This is a genomic window from Streptomyces sp. NPDC107522 (assembly GCF_055657525.1).
This window is the reverse complement of the sequence record NZ_JBVKAU010000009.1, coordinates 209,670-230,334: the sequence shown is the minus strand read 5'-3', so window position 1 is coordinate 230,334 and position 20,665 is coordinate 209,670. Positions and strand designations below refer to the sequence as shown.

Here is a 20,665-nt window from a genome sequence, read left to right as displayed (position 1 = left end):
GAGCTCGACGACGGCCGTGACTCAACCGCCGAGCGTCAAGCGCGGCTTGGGGGCGTCCGTGCGGCCGGTCTGCGGGCGGCGGCTGCCCGCACGGTACGGGGTCGGCCAGACGACGCCCGGCCCCTCGTAGCCCTGCTCGGCCGCCGCGTGCAGCGTCCAGTGCGGGTCGTATAGGTGGGGGCGGGCGAGGGCGCACAGATCCGTGCGGCCCGCCAGGATCAGGGAGTTGACGTCGTCCCAGGAGGAGATCGCACCGACCGCGATCACCGGCAGGCCGGCGGTGTGCCGGATCCGGTCCGCGTACGGAGTCTGGTACGACCGCCCGAACTCCGGCTGCTCGTCGGCCACGACCTGCCCGGTCGACACGTCGATGGCGTCGGCGCCGTGCGCGGCGAAGGCACGGGCGATCTCGACGGCGTCCTCGGCACTCGTGCCGCCCTCGGCCCAGTCGGTGGCGGAGATACGGACGGTCATGGGCCGTTCCTCGGGCCATACGCCGCGTACGGCGTCGAAGACCTCCAGCGGGAAGCGGAGCCGTCTGTCGAGGGAGCCGCCGTAGGCGTCCGTGCGGAGGTTGGTGAGCGGCGAGAGGAAGCTGGAGAGCAGGTAGCCGTGCGCACAGTGCAGTTCGAGGAGGTCGAAGCCGGCGCGGGCGGCACGCCAGGCCGCGGCGGTGAACTGTTCGCGGATGTCGGTGAGTTGGGCGCGGGTCAGCTCGCGCGGGGTCTGGCTGTACGGCTTGTACGGGATCGGGGACGGCGCCACGAGCGGCCAGTTGCCGTCGTCCAGGGGCTCGTCGATGCCCTCCCACATCAGCTTGGTCGAGCCCTTGCGTCCGCTGTGGCCGAGCTGCACGCCGATCGCGGCGCCGGGGGCCTGGGCGTGCACGAACTGGACGATCCGCTTCCAGGCCTCGGCCTGCCGGCCGGTGTAGAGGCCGGCGCAGCCGGGGGTGATCCGTCCCTCCGGGCTGACGCAGACCATCTCGGTCATCACCAGGCCGGCGCCGCCGAGGGCGCGGGCGCCGAGGTGGACGAGGTGGAAGTCGCCGGGGACGCCGTCGGTGGCCGAGTACATGTCCATCGGGGACACGACGACGCGGTTGCGCAGCGTCAGGCCGCGCAGCCGGAACGGCGTGAACATCGGGGGCGTACCGGGCGGGCAGCCGAAGGCGCGCTCCACGGTCTCGGTGAAGTGGGCGTCGCGCAGGCGCAGGTTGTCGTGGGTGACGCGACGGCTGCGGGTGAGCAGGTTGAAGGCGAACTGGCGGGGTGGCTGGTCGAGGTAGAGACCGAGGTTCTCGAACCACTCCAGGCTCGCGCGGGCGGCCCGCTGCGTGGAGGCGACGACCGGCTTGCGCTCCTCCTCGTACGCCCGCAACGCGCTTGCGAGATCCGGCTGTTCCTCCAGGCAGGCGGCGAGCGCGAGGGCGTCCTCGACGGCGAGCTTGGTGCCGGAGCCGATGGAGAAGTGGGCGGTGTGGGCGGCGTCGCCGAGCAGGACGATGTTGTCGTGCGACCAGCGTTCGTTGACGACGGTGCGGAAGGTGGTCCAGGCCGACTTGTTGGACTTCAGGGGTCGTCCGCGGAGGGCTTCCGCGAAGATCTTGGCGCAGCGGTCGACCGACTCGTCCTCGTCGAGTTCGTCGAACCCGGCGGCCCGCCACACCTCTTCGCGCATCTCGACGATCACGGTGGAGGCGTCGGGCGCGTAGGGGTAGCCGTGCAGTTGCATCACGCCGTGCTCGGTCTCGGCGATCTCGAAACGGAAGGATGTGAAGGCGAAGTCTGCGGCGAGCCAGATGTAGCGGCAGCGGTGTTCGGCCACATGGGGGCGGAACACATGGGCGTAGGCCTCGCGGGTGGTGCTGTGCACACCGTCGGCTGCGATGACGAGGTCATGGGTTTCCGCCAGCCAGGCGGCGTAGGGGGCCTCGGAGCGGAAGCGCAGTTCTACGCCGAGGGACTGGCAGCGGTCGTGGAGGACTTCGAGGAGGCGTTTTCTGCCGAGGGCGGCGAAACCGTGTCCTCCGGAGGTCTGGCGGGTGCTTCGGTGGACGATGTCGATGTCGTCCCAGCGGGTGAAGTGGTTTTGGAGCGCCGTGTAGACCACGGGGTCGGCGTGTTCGATGCCGCCCAGGGTTTCGTCGGAGAGGACCACTCCGAAGCCGAAGGTGTCGTCGGGGGCGTTGCGTTCCCAGACGGTGACTTCTCGGGTGGGGTCGAGGCGTTTGAGCAGGGCGGCGGCGTAGAGGCCGCCGGGGCCGCCGCCGATGATGGCGACTCGTAGGGGGTGGCTGGTCTTGTTCGGCGGCTGCCGGTTCGCTGCGGCTGGTCGCGCCCACGCGGCGGTAGCCGCAGATTCAATACAGCCCCGCGCCCCTGAGGTCGGCACAGTCCCCTGGGTCGAGAGCATCCCTACCTCCCCTGCCATTTCGGTGGGCGCTTCTCCCTGAAAGCCGCGTGGAATTCCGCGTAGTCCTCGCCGTTCATCAGGAGGGCCTGCGTCGAGGCGTCCATCTCGACCGCTGCCGCCAGGGGCATGTCCAGCTCCGCCGTAAGGAGCGCCTTTGTCTGGGCGTACGCCAGTGCCGGGCCGTCGGCCAGGCGGCGCGCCAGCGCCTGTGCGGCCTCGTCCGCCCGGCCCTCGTCCGTGAGCTCGCTGATGAGACCGATGCGCTCCGCCTCCGGTGCGCGGACCGGTTCGCCCAGCATCAGCAGCCGGGTCGCGTGACCGAGACCCACCACCCTCGGCAGGAGATAGGCCGCACCCATGTCGCCGCCCGACAGGCCGACCCGTGTGAAGAGGAAGGCGAAGCGGGCGGTGGGGTCGGCGATCCGGAAGTCGGCCGCGAGGGCCAGGACCGCCCCTGCCCCCGCCGCCACCCCGTGCACGGCCGCGATCACCGGGAACGGGCACTCCCGTACGGCCCGCACGACCTGCCCGGTCATCCGGTTGAAGTCGAGGAGCTGGGCGGTGTCCATGGACAGGGTCGCGCCGATGATCTCGTCGACGTCGCCGCCGGAGCAGAAGCCGCGCCCCTCGCCGGCCAGCACCAGGGCCCGTACCGCCCTCTCCCGGGACAGCTCGGCGAGCAGGTCGCGCAGGTCGGCGTAGGCGCCGAAGGTGAGCGCGTTCAGCTTCTCGGGGCGGGCGAGGGTGACGGTGGCGACGCCGTCGGCGTGCTCGACCCGCAGATGCTTCCAGTCGGAGGTGCCGGCGGCGGAGCCGGTGAAGGGACTCATGACGTGCGGCCTCCTCGGGCGGACGGCGGGCACTGGTTCACTGAGCTCTGCTCTTCGAGCTCCACCTTCGAAGTTATCACCCAACTTTGACCATCGTCACGAGCACGCAATAAGCCATCCGGGTGTGACCATGTGACCCGGCCCCGTCACATCCGTCACGGCTCGTCGACACACCCGTAACGACGGGATCAGCCGTGCGAGGCCGGCCGTTCACCCGGGTAAGCCGCCCAGCAGTCGGGGCCGAAGGTCCCGAACGGCGCCCGCCGGACGTCTCTGCGGGGTGGCGCCGTACCATTCATAAGGTTGAAAGCAGGACAGCCTGCTCATGAACGGACCCGCCTTGCACGATCGCTCCGCCGCCTCCGCCTCCTGGCGCATCGCGCTGCCGCACACCGCCGCGGCCGTGCCCGTCGCACGGGCTCTCGTCCGTACGGCACTGGCCGAGCTGGAGCACGCCGCCGACAGCGACACCGCGGAGCTCCTCACGGCGGAACTGGTCGCGAACGCCGTGGAGCACACCGCCGGGGACGCCCCGATAGAGCTGGTGGTGGAGCTACTGCCGTCCGGCTGCCAGGTAGAGGTCCACGACCCGGACCCCGCCCCGCCGGGCAACCTCACACGGCCGGCCGAGGGTGAGCCCGACCCGTGGCAAGAGCACGGGCGGGGCCTACTCCTGATCCGCGCCCTCAGCTCATCCTGCGGCCACCGCCCCACCGACGCAGGCAAGGCAGTGTGGTTCCGACTGCCGATCATCCCCGCTCAACGACAGCCCACCTAGGGGCGCGGGGCTGTATTGAATCTGCGGCTACCGCCGCGCGGGCGCGACCAGCCACACACAACCAGCACCCGGCGGACGATCCACACCCCTACGGCGCTTCCACAAAATCAAGCCAGCGTGGCCACCAAAACGGCCTTGATCGTGTGCATCCGATTCTCCGCCTCATCGAAGACCACCGAGTGCCCCGACTCGAACACCTCGTCGGTCACCTCGAGCGACTCCAGCCCGTGGCTCTCGAAAATCTCGCGCCCCACCTTCGTGCCGAGATCGTGAAAGGCCGGCAGACAGTGCAGGAACTTGACGTCCGGATTGCCCGTGGCGCGCAGCACGTCCATGGTCACGGCGTAAGAACCGAGCGCAGTGATCCGCTCGTCCCACACCTCCTTGGGCTCACCCATGGAGACCCAGACGTCGGTGGCAACGAAGTCCGCGCCCGCCACGCCCTCCTCGACCGCCTCCGTGAGGGTGATGCGCGCCCCGCTGGTCTCGGCGAGTTCCCGGGCCCGGTCGACGATCTCCTGGGCGGGCCAGTAGGTCTTAGGCGCGACGATACGCACGTCCATGCCGAGCAGCGCGCCGGTGACCAGGTAGGAGTTGCCCATGTTGAAGCGGGCGTCGCCCAGGTAGGCGAAGGCGATCTCCTTGAGCGGCTTGGCGCTGTGCTCGGTCATCGTCAGCACGTCGGCCAGCATCTGGGTGGGGTGCCAGTCGTCCGTCAGGCCGTTGAATACAGGCACGCCCGCGTACTCCGCCAGTTCCTCCACCTTCTGCTGGCTGTCCCCGCGGTACTCGATCCCGTCGTACATCCGCCCGAGCACGCGCGCGGTGTCCTTCACGGACTCCTTGTGGCCGATCTGCGAGCCCGAGGGGTCCAGGTACGTCGTCGAGGCGCCCTGGTCGGCGGCCGCGACCTCGAACGCGCAGCGCGTACGCGTCGAGGTCTTCTCGAAGATCAGCGCGATGTTCCTGCCCCGCAGGTACTGCGTCTCGGTCCCGGCCTTCTTGGCGGCCTTCAGCTCGGCGGCCAGCTCGACCAGCCCGCGGAACTCCTGCTCGGTGAAGTCGAGCTCCTTGAGGAAGTGGCGGCCGGCGAGGGCGGTCGGGACAGTCGCCATGGGGGCGCTCCAGAGGTACGAGAACAGGGGACTCTGGAAGTCTATACGACCTTCAGAATTTCTATACGGCCTCCCGTTCGACCGGACAGCTCATGCACCGCGGTCCACCCCTCCCCCGCCCCAGCTCGCTGCCCGGGATCTCGATCACCTCGATGCCCTGCTTGCGCAGATGCGTGTTGGTGGTGGAGTTCCGCTCGTAGGCGACGACGACACCGGGCTCGACGGCGAGCACATTGCAGCCGTCGTCCCATTGCTCGCGCTCGGCCGAGTGGACGTCCTGGGTCGCGGTCAGGACGCGGATCTCGCTCAGCCCGAGGGCGGCGGCGATCGCGCGGTGCATGTGCTCCGGCGGATGGTCGGTGACCTTCAGCTCCTTGTCGCCGGTGCCCGGTTCGATGGTGTACGAGCGGAGCATGCCGAGCCCGGCGTACTGGGTGAAGACGTCGCCGTCGACCATCGTCATCACGGTGTCCAGGTGCATCAGGGCACGCCGTTTGGGCATGTCCAGGGCCACGATCGTCTGCGCTGACCCGGCGGCGAACAGCTTGTGGGCGAGCATCTCGACGGCCTGGGGGGTCGTCCGCTCGCTCATCCCGATCAGAACCGCCCCGTTGCCGATGACCAGGACGTCGCCGCCCTCGATGGTGGAGGGGTAGTCCGCCTGACCCTCGGACCAGAAGTTGAACGTTTCCTCGCGGAACAGCGGGTGGTGCCGGTAGATCGCCTCGAAGTGCACGGTCTCGCGCTGCCGGGCCGGCCAGCGCATCGCGTTGACGGAGACGCCGTCGTAGATCCAGGCGGAGGTGTCACGGGTGAAGAGATGGTTGGGCAGGGGCGCGAGGAGGAAGTCGTCGAGTTCCATGACATGGAAGCGCACGGAGGTCGGCTCGGGGTGCGCCTCCAGGAACTCCCGCTTGGTCATGCCGCCGACCAGGGCCTCGGCCAGCTCGCGCGCGGGCAGGCCCTCGAAGGCGGCACGGAGGTGGTCGGTGGCGAGCACCCCGTACTCCTTCTCGTCGAAGACCCGGTCCAGGACGAGCTTCCTGGCCACCGCGATCTCCAGGGCCTCGGTGAGCAGGTCGCCGAAGAGGTGGACGGCGACACCACGGTCGCGCAGCACGTCGGCGAACCCGTCGTGTTCGGCGCGCGCCCGGCGCACCCACAGCACGTCGTCGAAGAGCAGCGCGTCCTTGTTGCTGGGGGTGAGCCTTTTGAGCTCGAGATCCGGCCGGTGCAGGATGACGCGGCGCAGCCGCCCGGCCTCGGAGTCGACATGGAATCCCATGCCTCCATCCTGACCATCGGGGGCCGCGTTCACCCCCTACTCGCCCCCATCTTGTTTTCGTCCTCTTGACGACAAGCAGGCCTCACGCTTATCGTCTCGACGACGAAAAGAGGGGGCTTCATGGCCGACATCACCCGGCGCCTCGGCTGGCGCCATCTGCGCGGCGCGCCCACGGCACACATCCGCCACCACCGCGGCGGAAAGCTGCTGCACGACGGCCCCGGGCTCAGCTTCTGGTTCCGGGCGCTGACCGCCGCACTCTCCGAAGTGCCGGTCGACGACCGGGAGTTGGCGATGACCTTCCATGCCCGTACGTCCGACTTCCAGGACGTGGCCGTCCAGGCGACGGTCACCTACCGGATCAGCGACCCGGCGGTGGCCGCGACCCGCCTGGACTTCTCCGTCGACCCGGACACGGGCGCGTGGCGGGGCACTCCGCTGGAACAGCTGGGGACGCTCCTGACGGAGACGGCCCAGCAGCACGCACTGGACGTCCTGGCCCGTACGCCGCTGTCGGCGGCGCTGGTCGACGGGGTCGCGGCGGTGCGGGAGCGGATCGCGGCGGGCCTGGCCGGGGAACCCCGCCTCCCGGCGACCGGCATCGAGGTGGTCGCCGTACGCGTCGTCGCGCTGCGCCCGGAACCGGAGGTGGAGCGGGCGCTGCGCACCCCGGCGCGCGAGCAGATCCAGCAGGAGGCGGACCGGGCGACGTACGAGCGGCGTGCGGTGGCCGTCGAACGGGAGCGGACCATCGCCGAGAACGAACTGGCCAGCCAGATCGAACTCGCCCGCCGTGAGGAGCAGTTGGTGGACCAGCGGGGCACGAACGCGCGGCGGGAGGCGGAGGAGCACGCGGCGGCCGACGCGGTCCGGGCGGAGGCGGAGGCGGCACGGACGGTACGGCTCGCCGAGGCCGAGGCCACCCGTTCCGTACGGCTGGCCCGGGCGGAGGCCGAGGGGGCGCGTGAGGTCGGTGAAGCGCGGGCGCAGGCGCAGGCGGCCTGGCTGCGGGTGCACGCGGAGGTGGACGTGGCCACGCTGCACGCCCTCACCGGCACACGGCTGGCGGAGAACCTGCCCAGGATCGACAGCGTGACAGTGTCGCCGGACGTGCTGACGGGGTTGCTCGCCCGGCTCGGCGCCCAGGAGCAGGCGTGAGCCTCGCTCCCCGGGTCGTCCTCGTCCATCGGACCACGGAGTACGAGGAGTTGGTGGCCCGGCACGGCACGCACGGCCAGGCCGCCTTCTTCCTCTCCTCCCGCGGCAGGGACATCGAGGAGGTCGCCGAACGGCACCGCCGGACGCGACAGGCGCTGACGGAGGTGGCCTCGGCGATCCCTCTGACCTGGCGTCAGGCCAGGGTGGAGCGGGCCGACCTGGACCGGTTCCTGTTCGCGCCGGAGGACGTGGTGGTCGTGGTCGGGCAGGACGGGCTGGTCGCGAACGTGGCCAAGTACCTCGCCGGACAGCCGGTGCTGGGCATCGACACCGACCCCGGCCGCAACCCGGGCGTCCTGGTGCGCCACCGTCCCGCGGACGCGGCCAAGTTGTTCGCGTCCACGCAATCCGGAAGCGGCCCCTTCGACGAACTCACCATGGTCGAGGCCGTCGCCGACGACACACAACGCCTCGTGGCACTGAACGAGATCTACCTGGGCGCCGCCGGACACCAGACGGCCCGATACCGCCTGGGCCTGGAGGGCGACGGGGGTGTCGTCGAGGCCCAGGCTTCGTCTGGGGTGATCATCGGCACGGGCACGGGGGCGACCGGCTGGATCCGGTCGGTGTGGCAGGAGCGGGGCGGGCGACTGCGGTTGCCCGCCCCCACGGAGAAACGGCTCCTGTGGTTCGTCCGCGAGGCCTGGCCGTCCCCGGCCACCGGGACATCCCTGGTGGCCGGGGAGCTCGCCACCGCGACCCGTCTCCAGTTCACCGTCGAGTCCGAGCGGCTGGTCGCGTTCGGGGACGGGATGGAGTCGGACGCGGTCGAGCTCACCTGGGGGCAGACGGTCCGGGTGGGGGTGTGCCGGGACCGTCTGCGCCTCGTCGGATGACCGTCACAGCCGCGGGTCCACCGGCTCCGACTCCAGCGCCAGCACCCCGAACACCGCCTCGTGCACCCGCCACAGCGGCTCGCCCTCCGCCAGCCGGTCCAGGGCCTCCAGCCCCAGCGCGTACTCGCGGATGGCGAGGGACCGCTTGTGGTTAAGGAACCTCTTGCGCAGCCGGTCCAGGTTGTCGGGGCGGGTGTACTCGGGACCGTAGATGATCCGCAGGTACTCCCGGCCCCGGCACTTGATGCCGGGCTGGACCAGACGGCCCTCGCCACTTCGCACCACGGCACCCAGCGGCTTCACGACCATGCCCTCGCCGCCCCTGCCGGTCATCTCCAGCCACCAGTCGACGCCGGCCTGCACCGACTCCGGGTCACCGGTGTCCACGTACAGGCGCCGGGTGGTCTGGAGCAGACCGGTGCTGTCGTGCTCCACCAGCCGGTCGAGGAGCGTGAGCTGCTCGTCGTGCGGCAGGGCGGCGAGGCTGCGGCCCTGGACCGCCAGGATCTGGAACGGGGCCAGGCGTACGCCGTCCAGGCCGTCCGTCGTCCAGCAGTAGCGGCGGTACGCCTCCGTGAACGCGGCCGCGTCCGAGGCCCGTTCGCGCTGGCGCGCCAGCAGGCCGGTCACGTCGATGCCGCGGGACGCCGCGCCCTCCAGCGCGGCCAGCGCGCCCGGGAACGCCGCTCCGGAGGCGGCGCCGACCGCCGCGTACTGCGAGCGCAGCAGTCCCGACGCCTTCAGCGACCACGGCATGAGCTCGGCGTCGAGCAGCAGCCAGTCCGTCTCCAGCTCGTCCCAGAGGCCGGCCTCGCCGACCGCCGTACGGACCCGCTCCAGGATCGTCTCCGTCACCGACTCGTCGTCGAGGAAGGGGCGGCCGGTGCGGGTGTAGAGCGACCCGGTGGGACCGTCCACGCCGAAGCGCTTGCGGGCGGCCTCCGCGTCGCGGCACACCAGGGCCACCGCCCGCGATCCCATGTGCTTCTCCTCGCACACGACCCGCTCGACGCCGTCCTCGCGGTACTGCGCGAAGGCCTCCGCCGGGTGCTCCAGGTAGCCCTCGACGTTGCTGGTCGCCGTCGGTGCCATGGTCGGCGGGAGGTACGGCAGCAGGCGCGGGTCGATCGCGAAGCGGCTCATGACCTCCAGGGCCGCCGCCGCGTTCTCCTCGCGGATCGAGACGCGGCCCTCGTGCCGGGTCTCCACGACCCTGCGCCCGTGCACGTCCGCCAGGTCGAGCGGCCGCCCGTCGTGCCCGCCGGGTGCCTCGCTCCGCAGCGGTTTCGTCGGCTCGTACCAGACCTGCTCGGCCGGTACGTCGACCAGCTCCCGCTCCGGCCAGCGCAGCGCGGTGAGCTTGCCGCCGAAGACGGCGCCGGTGTCCAGGCAGATCGTGTTGTTCAGCCACGTGGCCTCCGGGACCGGTGTGTGGCCGTACACCACGGCCGCCCGGCCTCGGTAGTCCTCGGCCCACGGGTAGCGCACCGGCAGCCCGAACTCGTCGGTCTCCCCGGTGGTGTCGCCGTACAGCGCGTGCGAGCGGACCCGCCCCGACGTACGGCCGTGGTACTTCTCCGGCAGACCGGCGTGGCAGACGACCAGTCGGCCGCCGTCGAGGACGTAGTGGCTGACCAGCCCGTCGATGAACTCCCGTACCTCCTGCTTGAACTCCTCGCTCTCACCCTCCATCTGCTCGACGGTCTCGGCGAGTCCGTGCGTGTGCTGGACCTTGCGGCCCTTGAGGTAGCGGCCGTACTTGTTCTCGTGGTTGCCGGGCACGCACAGCGCGTTGCCCGACTTGACCATCGACATCACCCGGCGCAGCACGCCCGGGCTGTCGGGGCCCCGGTCGACGAGGTCGCCGACGAAGACGGCGGTACGGCCGTCGGCGTGGACGCCGTCGACGTAGCCCAGCTTGCCGAGCAGCGCTTCCAGTTCGGACGCGCAGCCGTGGATGTCGCCGATGATGTCGAAGGGACCGGTGAGGTGGGTCAGGTCGTTGAAGCGCTTCTCGGTGACGACGGTGGCGTTCTCGATGTCCTCCACGCCCCGCAGGACGTGCACCTTGCGGAAACCCTCGCGCTCCAAGTGCCTTATGGACCGCCTGAGTTCACGGGTGTGCCGCTGGATGACCCGGCGCGGCATGTCGGCCCGGTCGGTGCGGGCCGCGTTGCGCTCGGCGCACACGTCCTCCGGTACGTCGAGCACGATGGCTATCGGCAGCACGTCGTACCGCTTGGCCAGGTCGATCAGCTGCCGCCGGGAGTCCTGCTGCACGCTCGTGGCGTCGACGACCGTACGACGGCCGGCGGCCAGGCGCTTGCCCGCGATGTAGTGCAGGACGTCGAAGGCGTCCTTCGTCGCGCTCTGGTCGTTCTCGTCGTCGGAGACCAGTCCGCGGCAGAAGTCGGAGGAGATGATCTCGGTGGGCTTGAAGTGCCGGCGGGCGAAGGTGGACTTGCCGGAGCCGGAGGCGCCGACGAGCACGACGAGGGAGAGGTCGGTGACGGGCAGGACACGCCCGTTCGGTGCCTGGGTGGTCTCGCTCATGCGGCCTTCACCTCCTTCTCGTCGTTCACGTTGCTCTGTGTACCGGTGCTCATCTCGAAGACGGCCATCTGTGTGGGTGGCCCCACCTCCGGATCGTCCGGCCCGACGGGTACGAACTCCACGCCGTACCCGTGCCGTTCGGCCACCGCCTTCGCCCACGCGCGGAACTCCTCGCGCGTCCACTCGAAGCGGTGGTCGCCATGCCGGACATGGCCGGCCGGGAGGGATTCCCAGCGGACGTTGTACTCCACGTTCGGAGTCGTCACGAGGACGGTCCTCGGGCGGGCGGAGCCGAACACCGCGTATTCCAGGGCGGGCAGCCGGGGCAGGTCGAGGTGCTCGATGACCTCGCTGAGCACGGCGGCGTCGTAGCCCTTGAGCCGGCGGTCGGTGTAGGCGAGGGAGCCCTGGAACAGCTTCACGCGTGAGGCCTGCCGCTCCCCCATCCGGTCCAGCTTGAGCCGCCGCCCGGCGATCGTCAGCGCCCGCATCGACACGTCCACGCCGACGATCTCGGTGAACGCCGGGTCCTTGAGGAGGGCCTGCACCAACTGGCCCTGCCCGCAGCCGAGATCGAGCACGCGGGCGGCACCGGACGCCTTGAGCGCGGCGACGATCGCGTCCCGGCGCTGCACGGCGAGCGGGGTCGGCTTCTCCTCGGCCTCGCTCTCGGCCTCGACGGCGTTGTCGATCTCCTCGACCTCGCTGTCGTCGGCCTCCGCGAGCCGCACCAGCTCCAGCCGCTCCATCGCCTCGCGGGTCAGCGACCAGCGGCGCGACAGATACCGGCTGGTGATGAGCTTCTGCTCGGGGTGGTCCGGCAGCCAGCCCTCACCGGCCCGCAGCAGCTTGTCGACCTCGTCGGGGGCGACCCAGTAGTGCTTGGCGTCGTCGAGGACGGGGAGCAGGACGTAGAGGTGACGCAGGGCCTCGGCGAGGGTCAGCGCCTCCGACTCCAGGACGAGACGGACGTAGCGCGAGTCGCCCCACTCGGGGAACTGCACGTCCAGCGGCACGGGTTCGGCGGTCACCGCCCAGCCGAGCGGCTCGAACAGCCGTCGCACGAGCTCCGGGCCGCCTCGGGCCGGCAGCGCGGGCACCTCGATGCGCAGGGGCAGCGGCTGGGCGGCGCGCTCGGGGCGGGCGTTGCACACGCCGCGCATCGCGCTGGAGAACACGGCGCTGAGCGCGACGGCGAGCAGTGAGGAGGCGGCGTACGGGCGGTCGTTGACGTACTGCGCGAGTGCCGCGTCGGGCGCGCCGCCCCGGCCCTTGCCCTTGCCGCGCCGGACCAGTGCCACCGCGTCGACCTCCAACAGCAGCGTCGCCGTGCAGCGCTGGGCGTCCGCCTCTGGGTAGAGGACGTGCGCCTTGCCGTAGGACGTGGAGAACGCCTGCGCCTTCTCGGGGTGCTTGTGCAGCAGGAAGCCGAGATCGGTGGCGGGGCGGTCCGGGGTGCCGGTGGTAGTGATCGTCAGGAACACGGTGGGTTGGCCTTTGGATAGGGTCTGAGCTGCGCATGTGCGCCGCCTGTACAAGGTACAGAGGGCGTGTCGGAACCACCCGGGCTTTTTCGCCCCGTCCGTTCCCGCCCCGTCCCGCCCTTCCCGCGGCGCCCCCGCGACCCTGATTGTCAGTGCCCTCTGTCAAGATCCGGCCATGGATCTCGCGGATGCCCTCACCGGGCTCGACGACCGGCCCTGGGCCGCCCTGCAGCACGCGTACGGCAGTGCGGAGGATGTTCCTGCCGTGCTGCGTGCGCTGACCGACGACGACGCCGAGGCGGCCGGGGAGGCTCTGCATGAGCTCTACGGCAACATCTGGCACCAGGGCACGGTGTACGCGGCCACGGTGGAGGCGGTGCCGTTCCTGGCACGGCTGGCGGCGGCCGGGTGCCGGAGCGCCGATGTGCTGGCCCTGCTCGGCTCCATAGCCGAGAGCGCCGACGAGCACGGGGTGGCCCGCGGTGCGTGCCGCGACGCCGTCGCCGCCCAGTTGCCCCTGGTGCTCCCGCTGTTGGACGCCGAGGACGCGCAGGTGCGGCAGGCGGCGGCGTGGATGTCCGGGCACACCGCCGCGCGGCACCGGGCGTGGCCGGCGCTGGAGCGGCGGTGGGCCGTGGAGCGGGAGCCGGTCGTCCGGGCGGAGCTGCTGACCGCCATGGCCCGGCTGGACCCGCAGGCGAGTGCGGGTACGGCCGTGGCGGCGCTGGATGCGGCGGGTCCTGCGGAGTTGCGCATCGCCGGTGTGCTGGCCTCTCTGGATGCGGGTCTGCCGTGGGACGCCGCCCTTCTCGACGCGACCCTTTCGGTGCTCCCGGCCGACGACTTGGTCTCGGAGCGGTTGGACGAGGGTCGGCGTGAGCCGCTGCGGGCCGTGGTCGACGCGCTGCTGCGCCGGGGCACGGAAGAGGAACGGGAGGCGGCGTTCGGGCTCCTGGAGGCCGCCTTGGCGATTCCGGGGCCCGAGGTGCGCGCGGAGGCGGTGTGGGCCGCCGACCACACCTGCATGATCTCGCGTGCCGCCCCGGCGCGGCTCCTCCCCCGGCTGGTGCCCCTCCTCGACGACCCGTCCTCCGCGCCGCACGTCCTCAGTCTGCTGCACAAGATCGCGGACCTGGCGACGGGTTCGGTGGCGGACGCTCTCGCCGAAGCCCTGACCCGCCTCGCCACCGGTCCCGAGGCCGACGACCCGGCGGACAGCGCACTGGCGGCCCTCGTGACCGTCGCCCCCGCACGCGCCGCGCGCCTGCTCGCCGCCGACCTGCCCCGGCGCCCTCGCGCGCTCGCCGTGGCGTCCGGGTCCCGGGGCCTCGGTACGGCGGACGCGGCGACGCTGCCCTTCGAGCCCCTGCTCCTCGACGCGGTCCGCGGGCGTCTCGCCGACCCGGAGGTGCGCGGCAACGAGCCGATCCACCTCACCCTGCTGCTGACCTCCTGGGGCGCGCAGGCGTCCGCCGCCGTGCCCGAGCTGCTCGACGCGCTGCCCCGTGTTCCGCTCGTCGGGCCGAAGGCTCTGGTGGCCCTGTGCCCCGCCGAGGGCCCGGTGCGGGGGCGCGTCGAGGACCGGCTGCGCGTGGCGGCGCACGACGGGTCCGAGGAGGGCCGCCTCGCCGCGGCGCACGCGCTGTACGAGCTGACCGGCGACGCGTCCGCGGTCCGCACGGCCGTCCGTTCCCGGCTCTCGGGCCACTACTACGGCGTCCGCGACGCCGCCGAGCGCATCGCCGAACTGGGCGCGGCTGCCGCAGAGTTGGTGCCCGACCTGCGCGCCGCGCTCAGCGACCCCGGACAGCAGCGGGCCACCCCGCAGCTGGACGCCGACGTGCGGCTGGCCGAGGCGCTGTGGCGGATCACCGGCGATGCCACGGAGGCCGTACGCATCCTCGGCACGGTGCTCGCGGAATCCGACGGGCCGTGGTTCACCTGGACGGGAGTCCGGGCCGCACGGCTGGCGGCACGGCTCGGGCCCGCCGCACGCCCCCTGCGCCCGGCACTGGAGCGCATGCTCGCCACGCCGCTGCACGCCCCGGCCTGCGCGCTGGCGCTGCTGGCGATCGGCGTCGAGGAGGAGCTGCGCGGGACGCTGGCCGATCCGGTGCTGACCGCGGCGGAGCACAACCACGACCCGGACACGGCGTTCGAGGCGCTGCTGGCGCTGGGCAGGCGCCACCTCACGGACGCACACCTTGACCAGCTGGCGGCCCTGGCGGACGGGGACCGCCGAGTGGTGACCTCGGGACTGGAGGACCAGATCATCCACGCCGACGAGCGGCTGCGCGCCCGGGCCCGGGCGACGCTGTCGGCACTGGACGGGGAGGCGGCGCCTGAGTGAAGGAATTCACGGGGGAGTTCGAGCCCGGTCTCATGCTGACGGCGACAGCCGCATCCGATGCGGAGGACCGCCTCCCGCGCCGGACGGAGCGGCTGTGCGCCGACGGGTTCGCCGTCCACGGCGACGGCCCGGACCTGGACCGTGGCCGGATCGACGAGAGCACGGGCGGGGGCTGAGCTCACCGTGACGGACCGGCCGACCGACATGACCGCCGGCATGCCCGCCGATGTCTCCGCCCGCCTGCGGTGGCGCAGGGCACGCCGCGCGGCACTCGACCATCTGCTCCGACTCGTCGCAGAGTCCTCGCTGGCCGACCAGTTGGTGCTGCGGGGCAGCATGGTGATGCCGGCGTGGGTGGGGGCCGGGGCCCGGGAGCCGGGAGACCTCGACTGGATCGTCCCGCGACCGCTGATCGTGCCGATCGACCCGTTGGACCCGTATCCCTACGTGGACGACCTGGCGGTGGTCCAGCAGTGGCCGGAGGCGGCGGACGGTGCCGGCGCCTACGAGATGTGGGAGCAGGAGGAGCACGACACCCGGGGACTGCGAGCCGTGCGACCCCCGGAGGGTCTGCGCTGGGTCACCGGCCCAGAGCCCGAACCCGAAACCGTCCCGCCCCACAGGGAGTTGCTCGACCTCGTACGGCAACGGCCGGTCGCCGCGCCGGGTGTCGTCCTCGACCCGGACGCGGCCCGTGACGACGGCACCTGGACCTACGCCGAGTACGACACCCCGGGTGTCCGGGTGACGGTCCCCTGGCGCGCCGAGGGCCTGCCGCCCGGCGAGGCCCGCATGGACTTCGCCCGTGACGAACGGCTTCCGCAGGCGCCCGTGTGCACGGCGGTGCCCCGCGCCGACGGCGGTGCGCCGGCCGTGGTGCGGACCGCGAGCCGGGAGCTGTCCCTGGCATGGAAGCTGCTGTGGCTGCACACGGACGCCTCGGCCGAGGGAGGGGCACAGGGCAAGGACCTGTACGACGCCGTCCTGCTCGCCGAGACACGGGGTATGCGGCTGCCCGCGCGGCTGCTGCGCACGGTGTTTCCGCCGGGAGTGGCGCCGCCCACCGGGGACGTGGTGCGGTCGTGGTCCGTGGAGTGGGAGCCCTTTCGCGCGGAGCACCCAGCGGTGCAGGGGCCTGCCGAGGAGTGGCTGGACCGGCTGGGCCGTGCGCTGACCTCGGTGACCGCGCCGTAGCGATGCCTCCGGAGGCCAGGGGCCAGTGGGCGGCGTAGATGGCGCACGCGCGACGGCCCCCGGGCCACGTGGTCCCGAGGGCCGCGAACAGAGGTATTCGTGAGGGGAATTACGACAGCTGCGACTGAACCTGCGAGGAGATGAGCTCCAGGTGGTCCAGATCGTCGAGGTCGAGGACCTGGAGGTAGATCCGCCGCGAGCCGATCTCCTGGTACCGGCCGATCTTGTCGACGACCTCGTCCGGGGAACCGGCGAGCCCGTTGAGCTTCAGCTCGTCGACCTGACGCCCGATCGCGGCAGCGCGCCGGGCGACCTCGTGGTCGTCCTTGCCCACGCACACGACGAGGGCGTTGGAGTAGACGAGGTCGTCCCCCTTGCGACCGACCTCCTCGGCGGCGGCCCGCACCCGCCCGAACTGCCGCTCGCTGTCCTCGACCGAGGCGAACGGCATGTTGAACTCGTCGGCGTACTTTCCGGCCAGCCGCGGAGTGCGGGTGGCGCCATGACCGCCGATCAGGACGGGGATCCTGTCCTGGGCCGGCTTCGGCAGCGCGGGCGACTCGGTGAGGTCGTAATAGGTCCCGTGGAAGTCGAAGGTCTCACCGACCTTCGTCGCCCACAGTCCCGTGACGATGGCCAGCTGCTCCTCCAGCCGCCCGAACTTCTCCTTCGGGAACGGGATGCCGTACGCCTTGTGCTCCTCCTCGAACCACCCTGCGCCCAGGCCGAGTTCGACCCGGCCGCCGGACATCTGGTCGACCTGCGCGACCTGGATGGCGAGGACGCCGGGCAGCCGGAACGTGCCCGCGGTCATCAGGGTGCCGAGGCGGATCCGCCTGGTCTCCCGTGCGAGGCCGGCGAGGGTGATCCAGGCGTCGGTGGGTCCGGGAAGCCCGTCCACGGAGCCCATCTTCAAATAATGGTCCGACCGGAAGAACGCGTCGAAGCCAAGGTCTTCGGTGGCCTTCGCCACGGTGAGGAGGGTGTCGTAGGTGGCCCCCTGCTGGGGCTCGGTGAAGATGCGAAGATCCATACCTCCATCCTGCACGCCGCGGCACCGGTCGGCCTCGCGGGTCCCCCTGGCCCTGGCCGCCCCGGTCGGGTGAATTCCGTCAACGCCCTTGCAGGCCGCCGGGCCGGGCCAGTGACCGGCCCCGACGGTGATCGTTGGCTCGGTCGGAGCCGGACCGCCCGGCGCCCGCGCCGGCCGTTGACCGCCGGAGCGTCACCATGTCGGCCCACTTTCTGTCGGGGGCCGGAGGCCGAGGAGGCCGTCATGTCCGAGGAATCCACACCGCAGCAGGCCGGCGGCGCCGGTCAGCCGAAGGGGCTGCTGCAGCAGATGGAGGAGCTGATGGCAGCGCTGAACGCGGACCTGTCGGCCCTGGATGCGGATCTGCAGGCGACCGGGGGGCCGGGGCGTGGGAAGCGGCAGGACGGGGAGGTCTGCTGAGGTTCCGGTTGGCTGGGGTGGTGGGCGGCGTCGGTGCTTGGGGGACGGTGTGCGGCCCGCGATTTCTCGCCCCCGCCGCCCCTACCCGTCCCATCCTTGAAGGGGCTCCGCCCCTTCCACCCCGCCAGGGGGCCCCGCCCCCTGGATCCCCGTCGGCCCTGAAGGGGCCTCGTCCTCAAACGCCGGACGGGCTGAAAGATGCAGACCGGCGTCGAGAAGTGCGGCCACCTGCGGGTGGGTGGGGGCTGGGGACGGTGGCGCCTCGTCCTCAAACGCCGGACGGGCTGAAAAGCCTGGACCGGCGCTGAGATGCGGGGCTCACCCTGTGCCAAGGCCCGCCCGACCGCCGGAGGCGCCCGCTATCCCGCCTCCCTCTCCGCCAGCACCTGATCCCGGTCCGCCAGTCTGCGGAGCATCTCCCGTACCCGGTCCCGCGACTCGTCCGCCGCGTCGATCGCCTCCATGCACTGCCAGTACGTCGCCTCGTCATCCGCGCCGCTGGCCACACCGACCAGGGCAATTCCCACCTCCCCCAGCAGGCTCCCCAGGTGCATCAGCGCCTGCCGGGCATCCCCCAGCTCCGTGAGCTGCGCGGCGCGTAAGTCGCCCTCCGTCAGATCCGGTGCGTCCAGGACCCCGCAGCCACGCCCGGCCAGCTCGGTCAACCCCAGTGCCTCGCCGCGCAGTTCGGGTGGGCCGAAGACCGCCAGCCGGCTCCCTATCGCCTGGGCCAGGGCCTGCGCCTGCCACACCTCGGTCATGATCTCCGGCGCGCCCCCACTACCGGCCAACGCACGCCTGCTCGTCACGATGAGCCGCACCGCGTCCATCCGCTGTCCCCGTCCGTCCCGACGCGCTGCCCACGCGCCACCCGAACTCCCGAACTCCCTTGTCCACTACCCAGAGTGAAGGCCCCTGAGACGAAAAGCCAGAGGAAGACGGAAATCTGCGGACAACTTTTCAGTTACGCACCATGAAACGAACACGGAGAGTGAAAGTGGACTCCACCGCTCCTTACGGCGCCGGAAACCTGCGCTCGTTCCGGTCGATCTTCGCGTCCAACGCCGCCAGCGGATCGATCCCGAGCACCTCGCACAGCTGCAACAGATACGCCAGCACATCCGCGACCTCGTCCGTCACCCGCTCCGCGGTCTCCGCGTCGTCCATGACCCGCGCCGACTCATCCGGAGTCAACCACTGGAAGATCTCGACCAGTTCGGACGCCTCCACGCTCAGCGCCGCGACGAGGTTCTTGGGCGTGTGATACGGCTGCCAGTTGCGCGCGGCGGCGAACTCGGCCAGCCTGCGCTGCAGCTTGGCGACATCAAGAGGTTCGGTCACGGCTCAAGGTGTACCACCGTCACCCCACCGGCCCCCGCCACCCCATCGACTCCTGCCACCCCACCGACTCCCGACACGCCGCCGGCTCCCGGCACCCCTGCCACGTCGCTCACCGCCCCGACCACCCGGATATGCCCCCGCTCACCCATCCGCGCCGCCAACCCGACCAACTCCCCCCGCTGCACCGGATCGAGCCCCCGATCGAACCCGTCCACCAGCACGGTCAGCGCCTGCATGGCCTCCGGCACCTCGCCGACCGGATCGACCTCCAGCACCCCGGGCCCGGTCAGCAGCACCAGCGCCAGCGCGAGATACCGCAGCTCACCGTCGCCCAGCCGGCCGAGCTCCGTCCGAACCCCGTCCCCCCGGTCGAGCAGCGCCCGCACCGTGCCGTCCCCGAGCACCTCCGCGACCACATCCGCCACCGCCCCGGCACACCCCGCCCGCGCCGCGCCCACGAGCTGCGCATGCCGCCGCCCGCACTCGGCCCGGGTCCGCCACAGCACGTCGGCGAGGTTGTCGCAGCCGCCGAGCAGCCGCCCGGACCCGACCGGCACGGGCCTGCGCATCCGGTCGGGCCGAGGATCGCAGGCGAAGACCGACCGCAGGGCCACCACCGTCTGCTCCGCGGCGGCGAGCACCCGCCGCTGCCCGTCCGTCCTGCCCGCCACGCGCAGCGGCAGCAGGGCGGTACCGAGCCGGTCGTCGGGCAGCGGCGCCCGTGTCACCGGCGACTGACCTGCCGTGTGCCAGGCGGCCTGCACCCAGGGCCGGCTCGGATCCCGCAGGGCCGTCTCCAGCAGAACCACACCGCCCGCGCTCAACCGCTCCCCCACGATGCGCAGTTCGGGCTCGGCCTGCACGGCGACGTCGAGCCGGACCGGCCCCTCGGGGCCGTCGACCGTGCAGCCGATACGGAAGCCGCGCCGCCGCTGCGCATCGGGCCGGGCCCGCTCCGGCACACAGGCCACCGGGTCGGGGAACACCTCCCCGACACCGGCACCACCACCGAGCCGCGCCAGTGCCTCGTACGCCCGTAACGCGCTCGACTTCCCGCACCCACTCGGCCCGGCGAAGAGCGTGTACGCCCCGAGCGGAAACACGGCCCCCCGATGCCGGGCGAACGCGGACAGCCGCAGCTCGGTGAGGCGAGGCCGGTCGGGGTGGATCGCCGCGCCCGCGGGGCGCGCCGCAGACGGCTCATCCCCGCCGGACACGGATGCGCCGGACACAGCCGATGCACCAGAAGCCCCAGAAGTCCCGGAGGCCCCGGACGTCCCCGACACAGACGGCACAGACGACACACCCATGCCCGGACCGTAGGACCCCGGCCGTCAGGCGAACCGTTCCACCCCGAGGAGCTTCCTACGATCGAGCGACCGCCCCGCAGACCAGCCGCCGCCTCACGTGCCCGGAACCCCGGCCCCCTCCATCAGCCCGCTCACCTCGGTCCCCGGCGGCGTCAGCAGGAACACGTTCCGGTCCACCCGGTGCATCCCGCTCGCCAGCCCGAAGACGACACCCGTGCTGAAGTCGAGGACGCGCTTGGCGACCTCGGTCTCCGCCCCCGTCAGATCCAGCAGCACCGGAATCCCGGCCATCAGTGTTTCGGCGACGTCACGGGCGTCCGCGAACACATTGACCCGCAGGACGACGAACCGGCGTCGCGGCTCCGTCACCGCCTCGGGGGGCACTCGGTGGTCCACCGCGGACGGCCAGGCGTCTCGGCCGCGCAACGGCACGACCTGGGCGAGCCCCTCCCACTGTTCATCGGTGACGTCGTGGCTGTTCACCGGCTCCCCCCGCCTTGACT

The 20,665-nt window shown here is 71.8% G+C and carries 18 protein-coding genes; 7 read left to right on the top strand and 11 right to left on the bottom strand.

What is annotated here, in order from left to right:
- Positions 1 to 21 precede the first annotated feature (21 nt).
- Together ACZ7L6_RS27835 and ACZ7L6_RS27830 are read right to left on the bottom strand one after the other, a co-directional pair.
- On the bottom strand, positions 22 to 2,415 hold the full coding sequence (locus tag ACZ7L6_RS27835; RefSeq protein ID WP_471928452.1) for a bifunctional salicylyl-CoA 5-hydroxylase/oxidoreductase: 2,394 nt from the start codon (positions 2,413 to 2,415) through the stop codon (positions 22 to 24).
- A gap of 2 nt (positions 2,416 to 2,417) precedes the next feature.
- On the bottom strand, positions 2,418 to 3,245 hold the full coding sequence (locus ACZ7L6_RS27830; protein ID WP_471928450.1) for an enoyl-CoA hydratase family protein: 828 nt from the start codon (positions 3,243 to 3,245) through the stop codon (positions 2,418 to 2,420).
- Positions 3,246 to 3,570: 325 nt separating this feature from the next.
- On the opposite strand from ACZ7L6_RS27830, the gene ACZ7L6_RS27825 reads away from it, so the two are divergent.
- Positions 3,571 to 4,023 carry an ATP-binding protein gene (locus ACZ7L6_RS27825; protein ID WP_471928448.1) on the top strand — a complete coding sequence of 151 codons (453 nt, stop codon included), beginning with the start codon at positions 3,571 to 3,573 and terminating at the stop codon, positions 4,021 to 4,023.
- Positions 4,024 to 4,130: 107 nt separating this feature from the next.
- Here the strand turns inward: ACZ7L6_RS27825 and argF are convergent, their stop codons facing one another.
- Positions 4,131 to 5,138 (bottom strand): ornithine carbamoyltransferase, encoded by a 1,008-nt coding sequence (argF, locus tag ACZ7L6_RS27820; protein ID WP_471928446.1) that lies wholly within the window; start codon positions 5,136 to 5,138, stop codon positions 4,131 to 4,133.
- A gap of 61 nt (positions 5,139 to 5,199) precedes the next feature.
- On the bottom strand, positions 5,200 to 6,423 hold the full coding sequence (locus ACZ7L6_RS27815) for an arginine deiminase (RefSeq protein ID WP_471928444.1): 1,224 nt from the start codon (positions 6,421 to 6,423) through the stop codon (positions 5,200 to 5,202).
- A 120-nt stretch (positions 6,424 to 6,543) separates the two neighbouring features.
- Here ACZ7L6_RS27815 and ACZ7L6_RS27810 point away from each other — a divergent pair, with 120 nt between their 5' ends.
- Both ACZ7L6_RS27810 and ACZ7L6_RS27805 read left to right on the top strand, forming a co-directional pair.
- Positions 6,544 to 7,581, top strand: coding sequence for an SPFH domain-containing protein (locus tag ACZ7L6_RS27810; protein ID WP_471928442.1), 1,038 nt, complete (start codon positions 6,544 to 6,546; stop codon positions 7,579 to 7,581).
- Complete coding sequence (locus tag ACZ7L6_RS27805) at positions 7,578 to 8,477, top strand: NAD(+)/NADH kinase (RefSeq protein WP_471928440.1); 900 nt, start codon at positions 7,578 to 7,580, stop codon at positions 8,475 to 8,477. The genes ACZ7L6_RS27810 and ACZ7L6_RS27805 overlap by 4 nt, the downstream gene beginning before the upstream one ends.
- A 3-nt stretch (positions 8,478 to 8,480) precedes the next feature.
- Here ACZ7L6_RS27805 and ACZ7L6_RS27800 read toward each other — a convergent pair whose 3' ends face one another.
- Both ACZ7L6_RS27800 and ACZ7L6_RS27795 read right to left on the bottom strand, forming a co-directional pair.
- Positions 8,481 to 11,030: a polynucleotide kinase-phosphatase gene (locus ACZ7L6_RS27800; protein ID WP_471928438.1), complete on the bottom strand. Its 2,550-nt coding sequence runs from the start codon at positions 11,028 to 11,030 to the stop codon at positions 8,481 to 8,483.
- Entirely contained in the window at positions 11,027 to 12,514 is a 1,488-nt protein-coding gene (locus tag ACZ7L6_RS27795) for a 3' terminal RNA ribose 2'-O-methyltransferase Hen1 (RefSeq protein WP_471928436.1), read from the bottom strand. The genes ACZ7L6_RS27800 and ACZ7L6_RS27795 overlap by 4 nt, the downstream gene beginning before the upstream one ends.
- A gap of 175 nt (positions 12,515 to 12,689) precedes the next feature.
- Between ACZ7L6_RS27795 and ACZ7L6_RS27790 the strand changes: the two genes are divergently transcribed.
- Genes ACZ7L6_RS27790 through ACZ7L6_RS27780 form a run of 3 tightly spaced genes read left to right on the top strand, consistent with a single transcriptional unit; the run spans position 12,690 to position 16,058 of the window.
- Positions 12,690 to 14,864, top strand: coding sequence for a hypothetical protein (locus ACZ7L6_RS27790; protein WP_471928434.1), 2,175 nt, complete (start codon positions 12,690 to 12,692; stop codon positions 14,862 to 14,864).
- Positions 14,861 to 15,040 (top strand): hypothetical protein, encoded by a 180-nt coding sequence (locus tag ACZ7L6_RS27785; protein WP_471928432.1) that lies wholly within the window; start codon positions 14,861 to 14,863, stop codon positions 15,038 to 15,040. The genes ACZ7L6_RS27790 and ACZ7L6_RS27785 overlap by 4 nt, the downstream gene beginning before the upstream one ends.
- Before the next feature lie 7 nt (positions 15,041 to 15,047).
- Positions 15,048 to 16,058, top strand: a complete 1,011-nt coding sequence (locus tag ACZ7L6_RS27780) for a nucleotidyl transferase AbiEii/AbiGii toxin family protein (protein ID WP_471928430.1) — start codon at positions 15,048 to 15,050, stop codon at positions 16,056 to 16,058.
- Between the two features lie 109 nt (positions 16,059 to 16,167).
- On the opposite strand, the gene ACZ7L6_RS27775 is transcribed toward ACZ7L6_RS27780, so the two are convergent.
- Positions 16,168 to 17,091: an LLM class F420-dependent oxidoreductase gene (locus tag ACZ7L6_RS27775; RefSeq protein ID WP_471928428.1), complete on the bottom strand. Its 924-nt coding sequence runs from the start codon at positions 17,089 to 17,091 to the stop codon at positions 16,168 to 16,170.
- Between the two features lie 243 nt (positions 17,092 to 17,334).
- On the opposite strand from ACZ7L6_RS27775, the gene ACZ7L6_RS27770 reads away from it, so the two are divergent.
- The gene (locus ACZ7L6_RS27770) at positions 17,335 to 17,511 is read left to right on the top strand and encodes a hypothetical protein (RefSeq protein ID WP_471928426.1); all 177 of its coding nucleotides are present in this window, start codon (positions 17,335 to 17,337) and stop codon (positions 17,509 to 17,511) included.
- A gap of 359 nt (positions 17,512 to 17,870) precedes the next feature.
- Here ACZ7L6_RS27770 and ACZ7L6_RS27765 read toward each other — a convergent pair whose 3' ends face one another.
- The 4 genes from ACZ7L6_RS27765 to ACZ7L6_RS27750 form a co-directional block, all read right to left on the bottom strand.
- Complete coding sequence (locus tag ACZ7L6_RS27765; protein ID WP_471928424.1) at positions 17,871 to 18,341, bottom strand: DUF6099 family protein; 471 nt, start codon at positions 18,339 to 18,341, stop codon at positions 17,871 to 17,873.
- A gap of 184 nt (positions 18,342 to 18,525) precedes the next feature.
- A complete protein-coding gene (locus ACZ7L6_RS27760) occupies positions 18,526 to 18,852 on the bottom strand; it encodes a nucleotide pyrophosphohydrolase (RefSeq protein ID WP_471928422.1) in 327 nt (108 codons plus the stop codon).
- A complete protein-coding gene (locus tag ACZ7L6_RS27755) occupies positions 18,849 to 20,162 on the bottom strand; it encodes an AAA family ATPase (protein ID WP_471928420.1) in 1,314 nt (437 codons plus the stop codon). Before ACZ7L6_RS27755 ends, ACZ7L6_RS27760 begins: the two co-directional genes overlap by 4 nt.
- Before the next feature lie 93 nt (positions 20,163 to 20,255).
- Entirely contained in the window at positions 20,256 to 20,645 is a 390-nt protein-coding gene (locus ACZ7L6_RS27750) for a cell division protein SepF (protein WP_048587163.1), read from the bottom strand.
- Between the last annotated feature and the right edge of the window lie 20 nt (positions 20,646 to 20,665).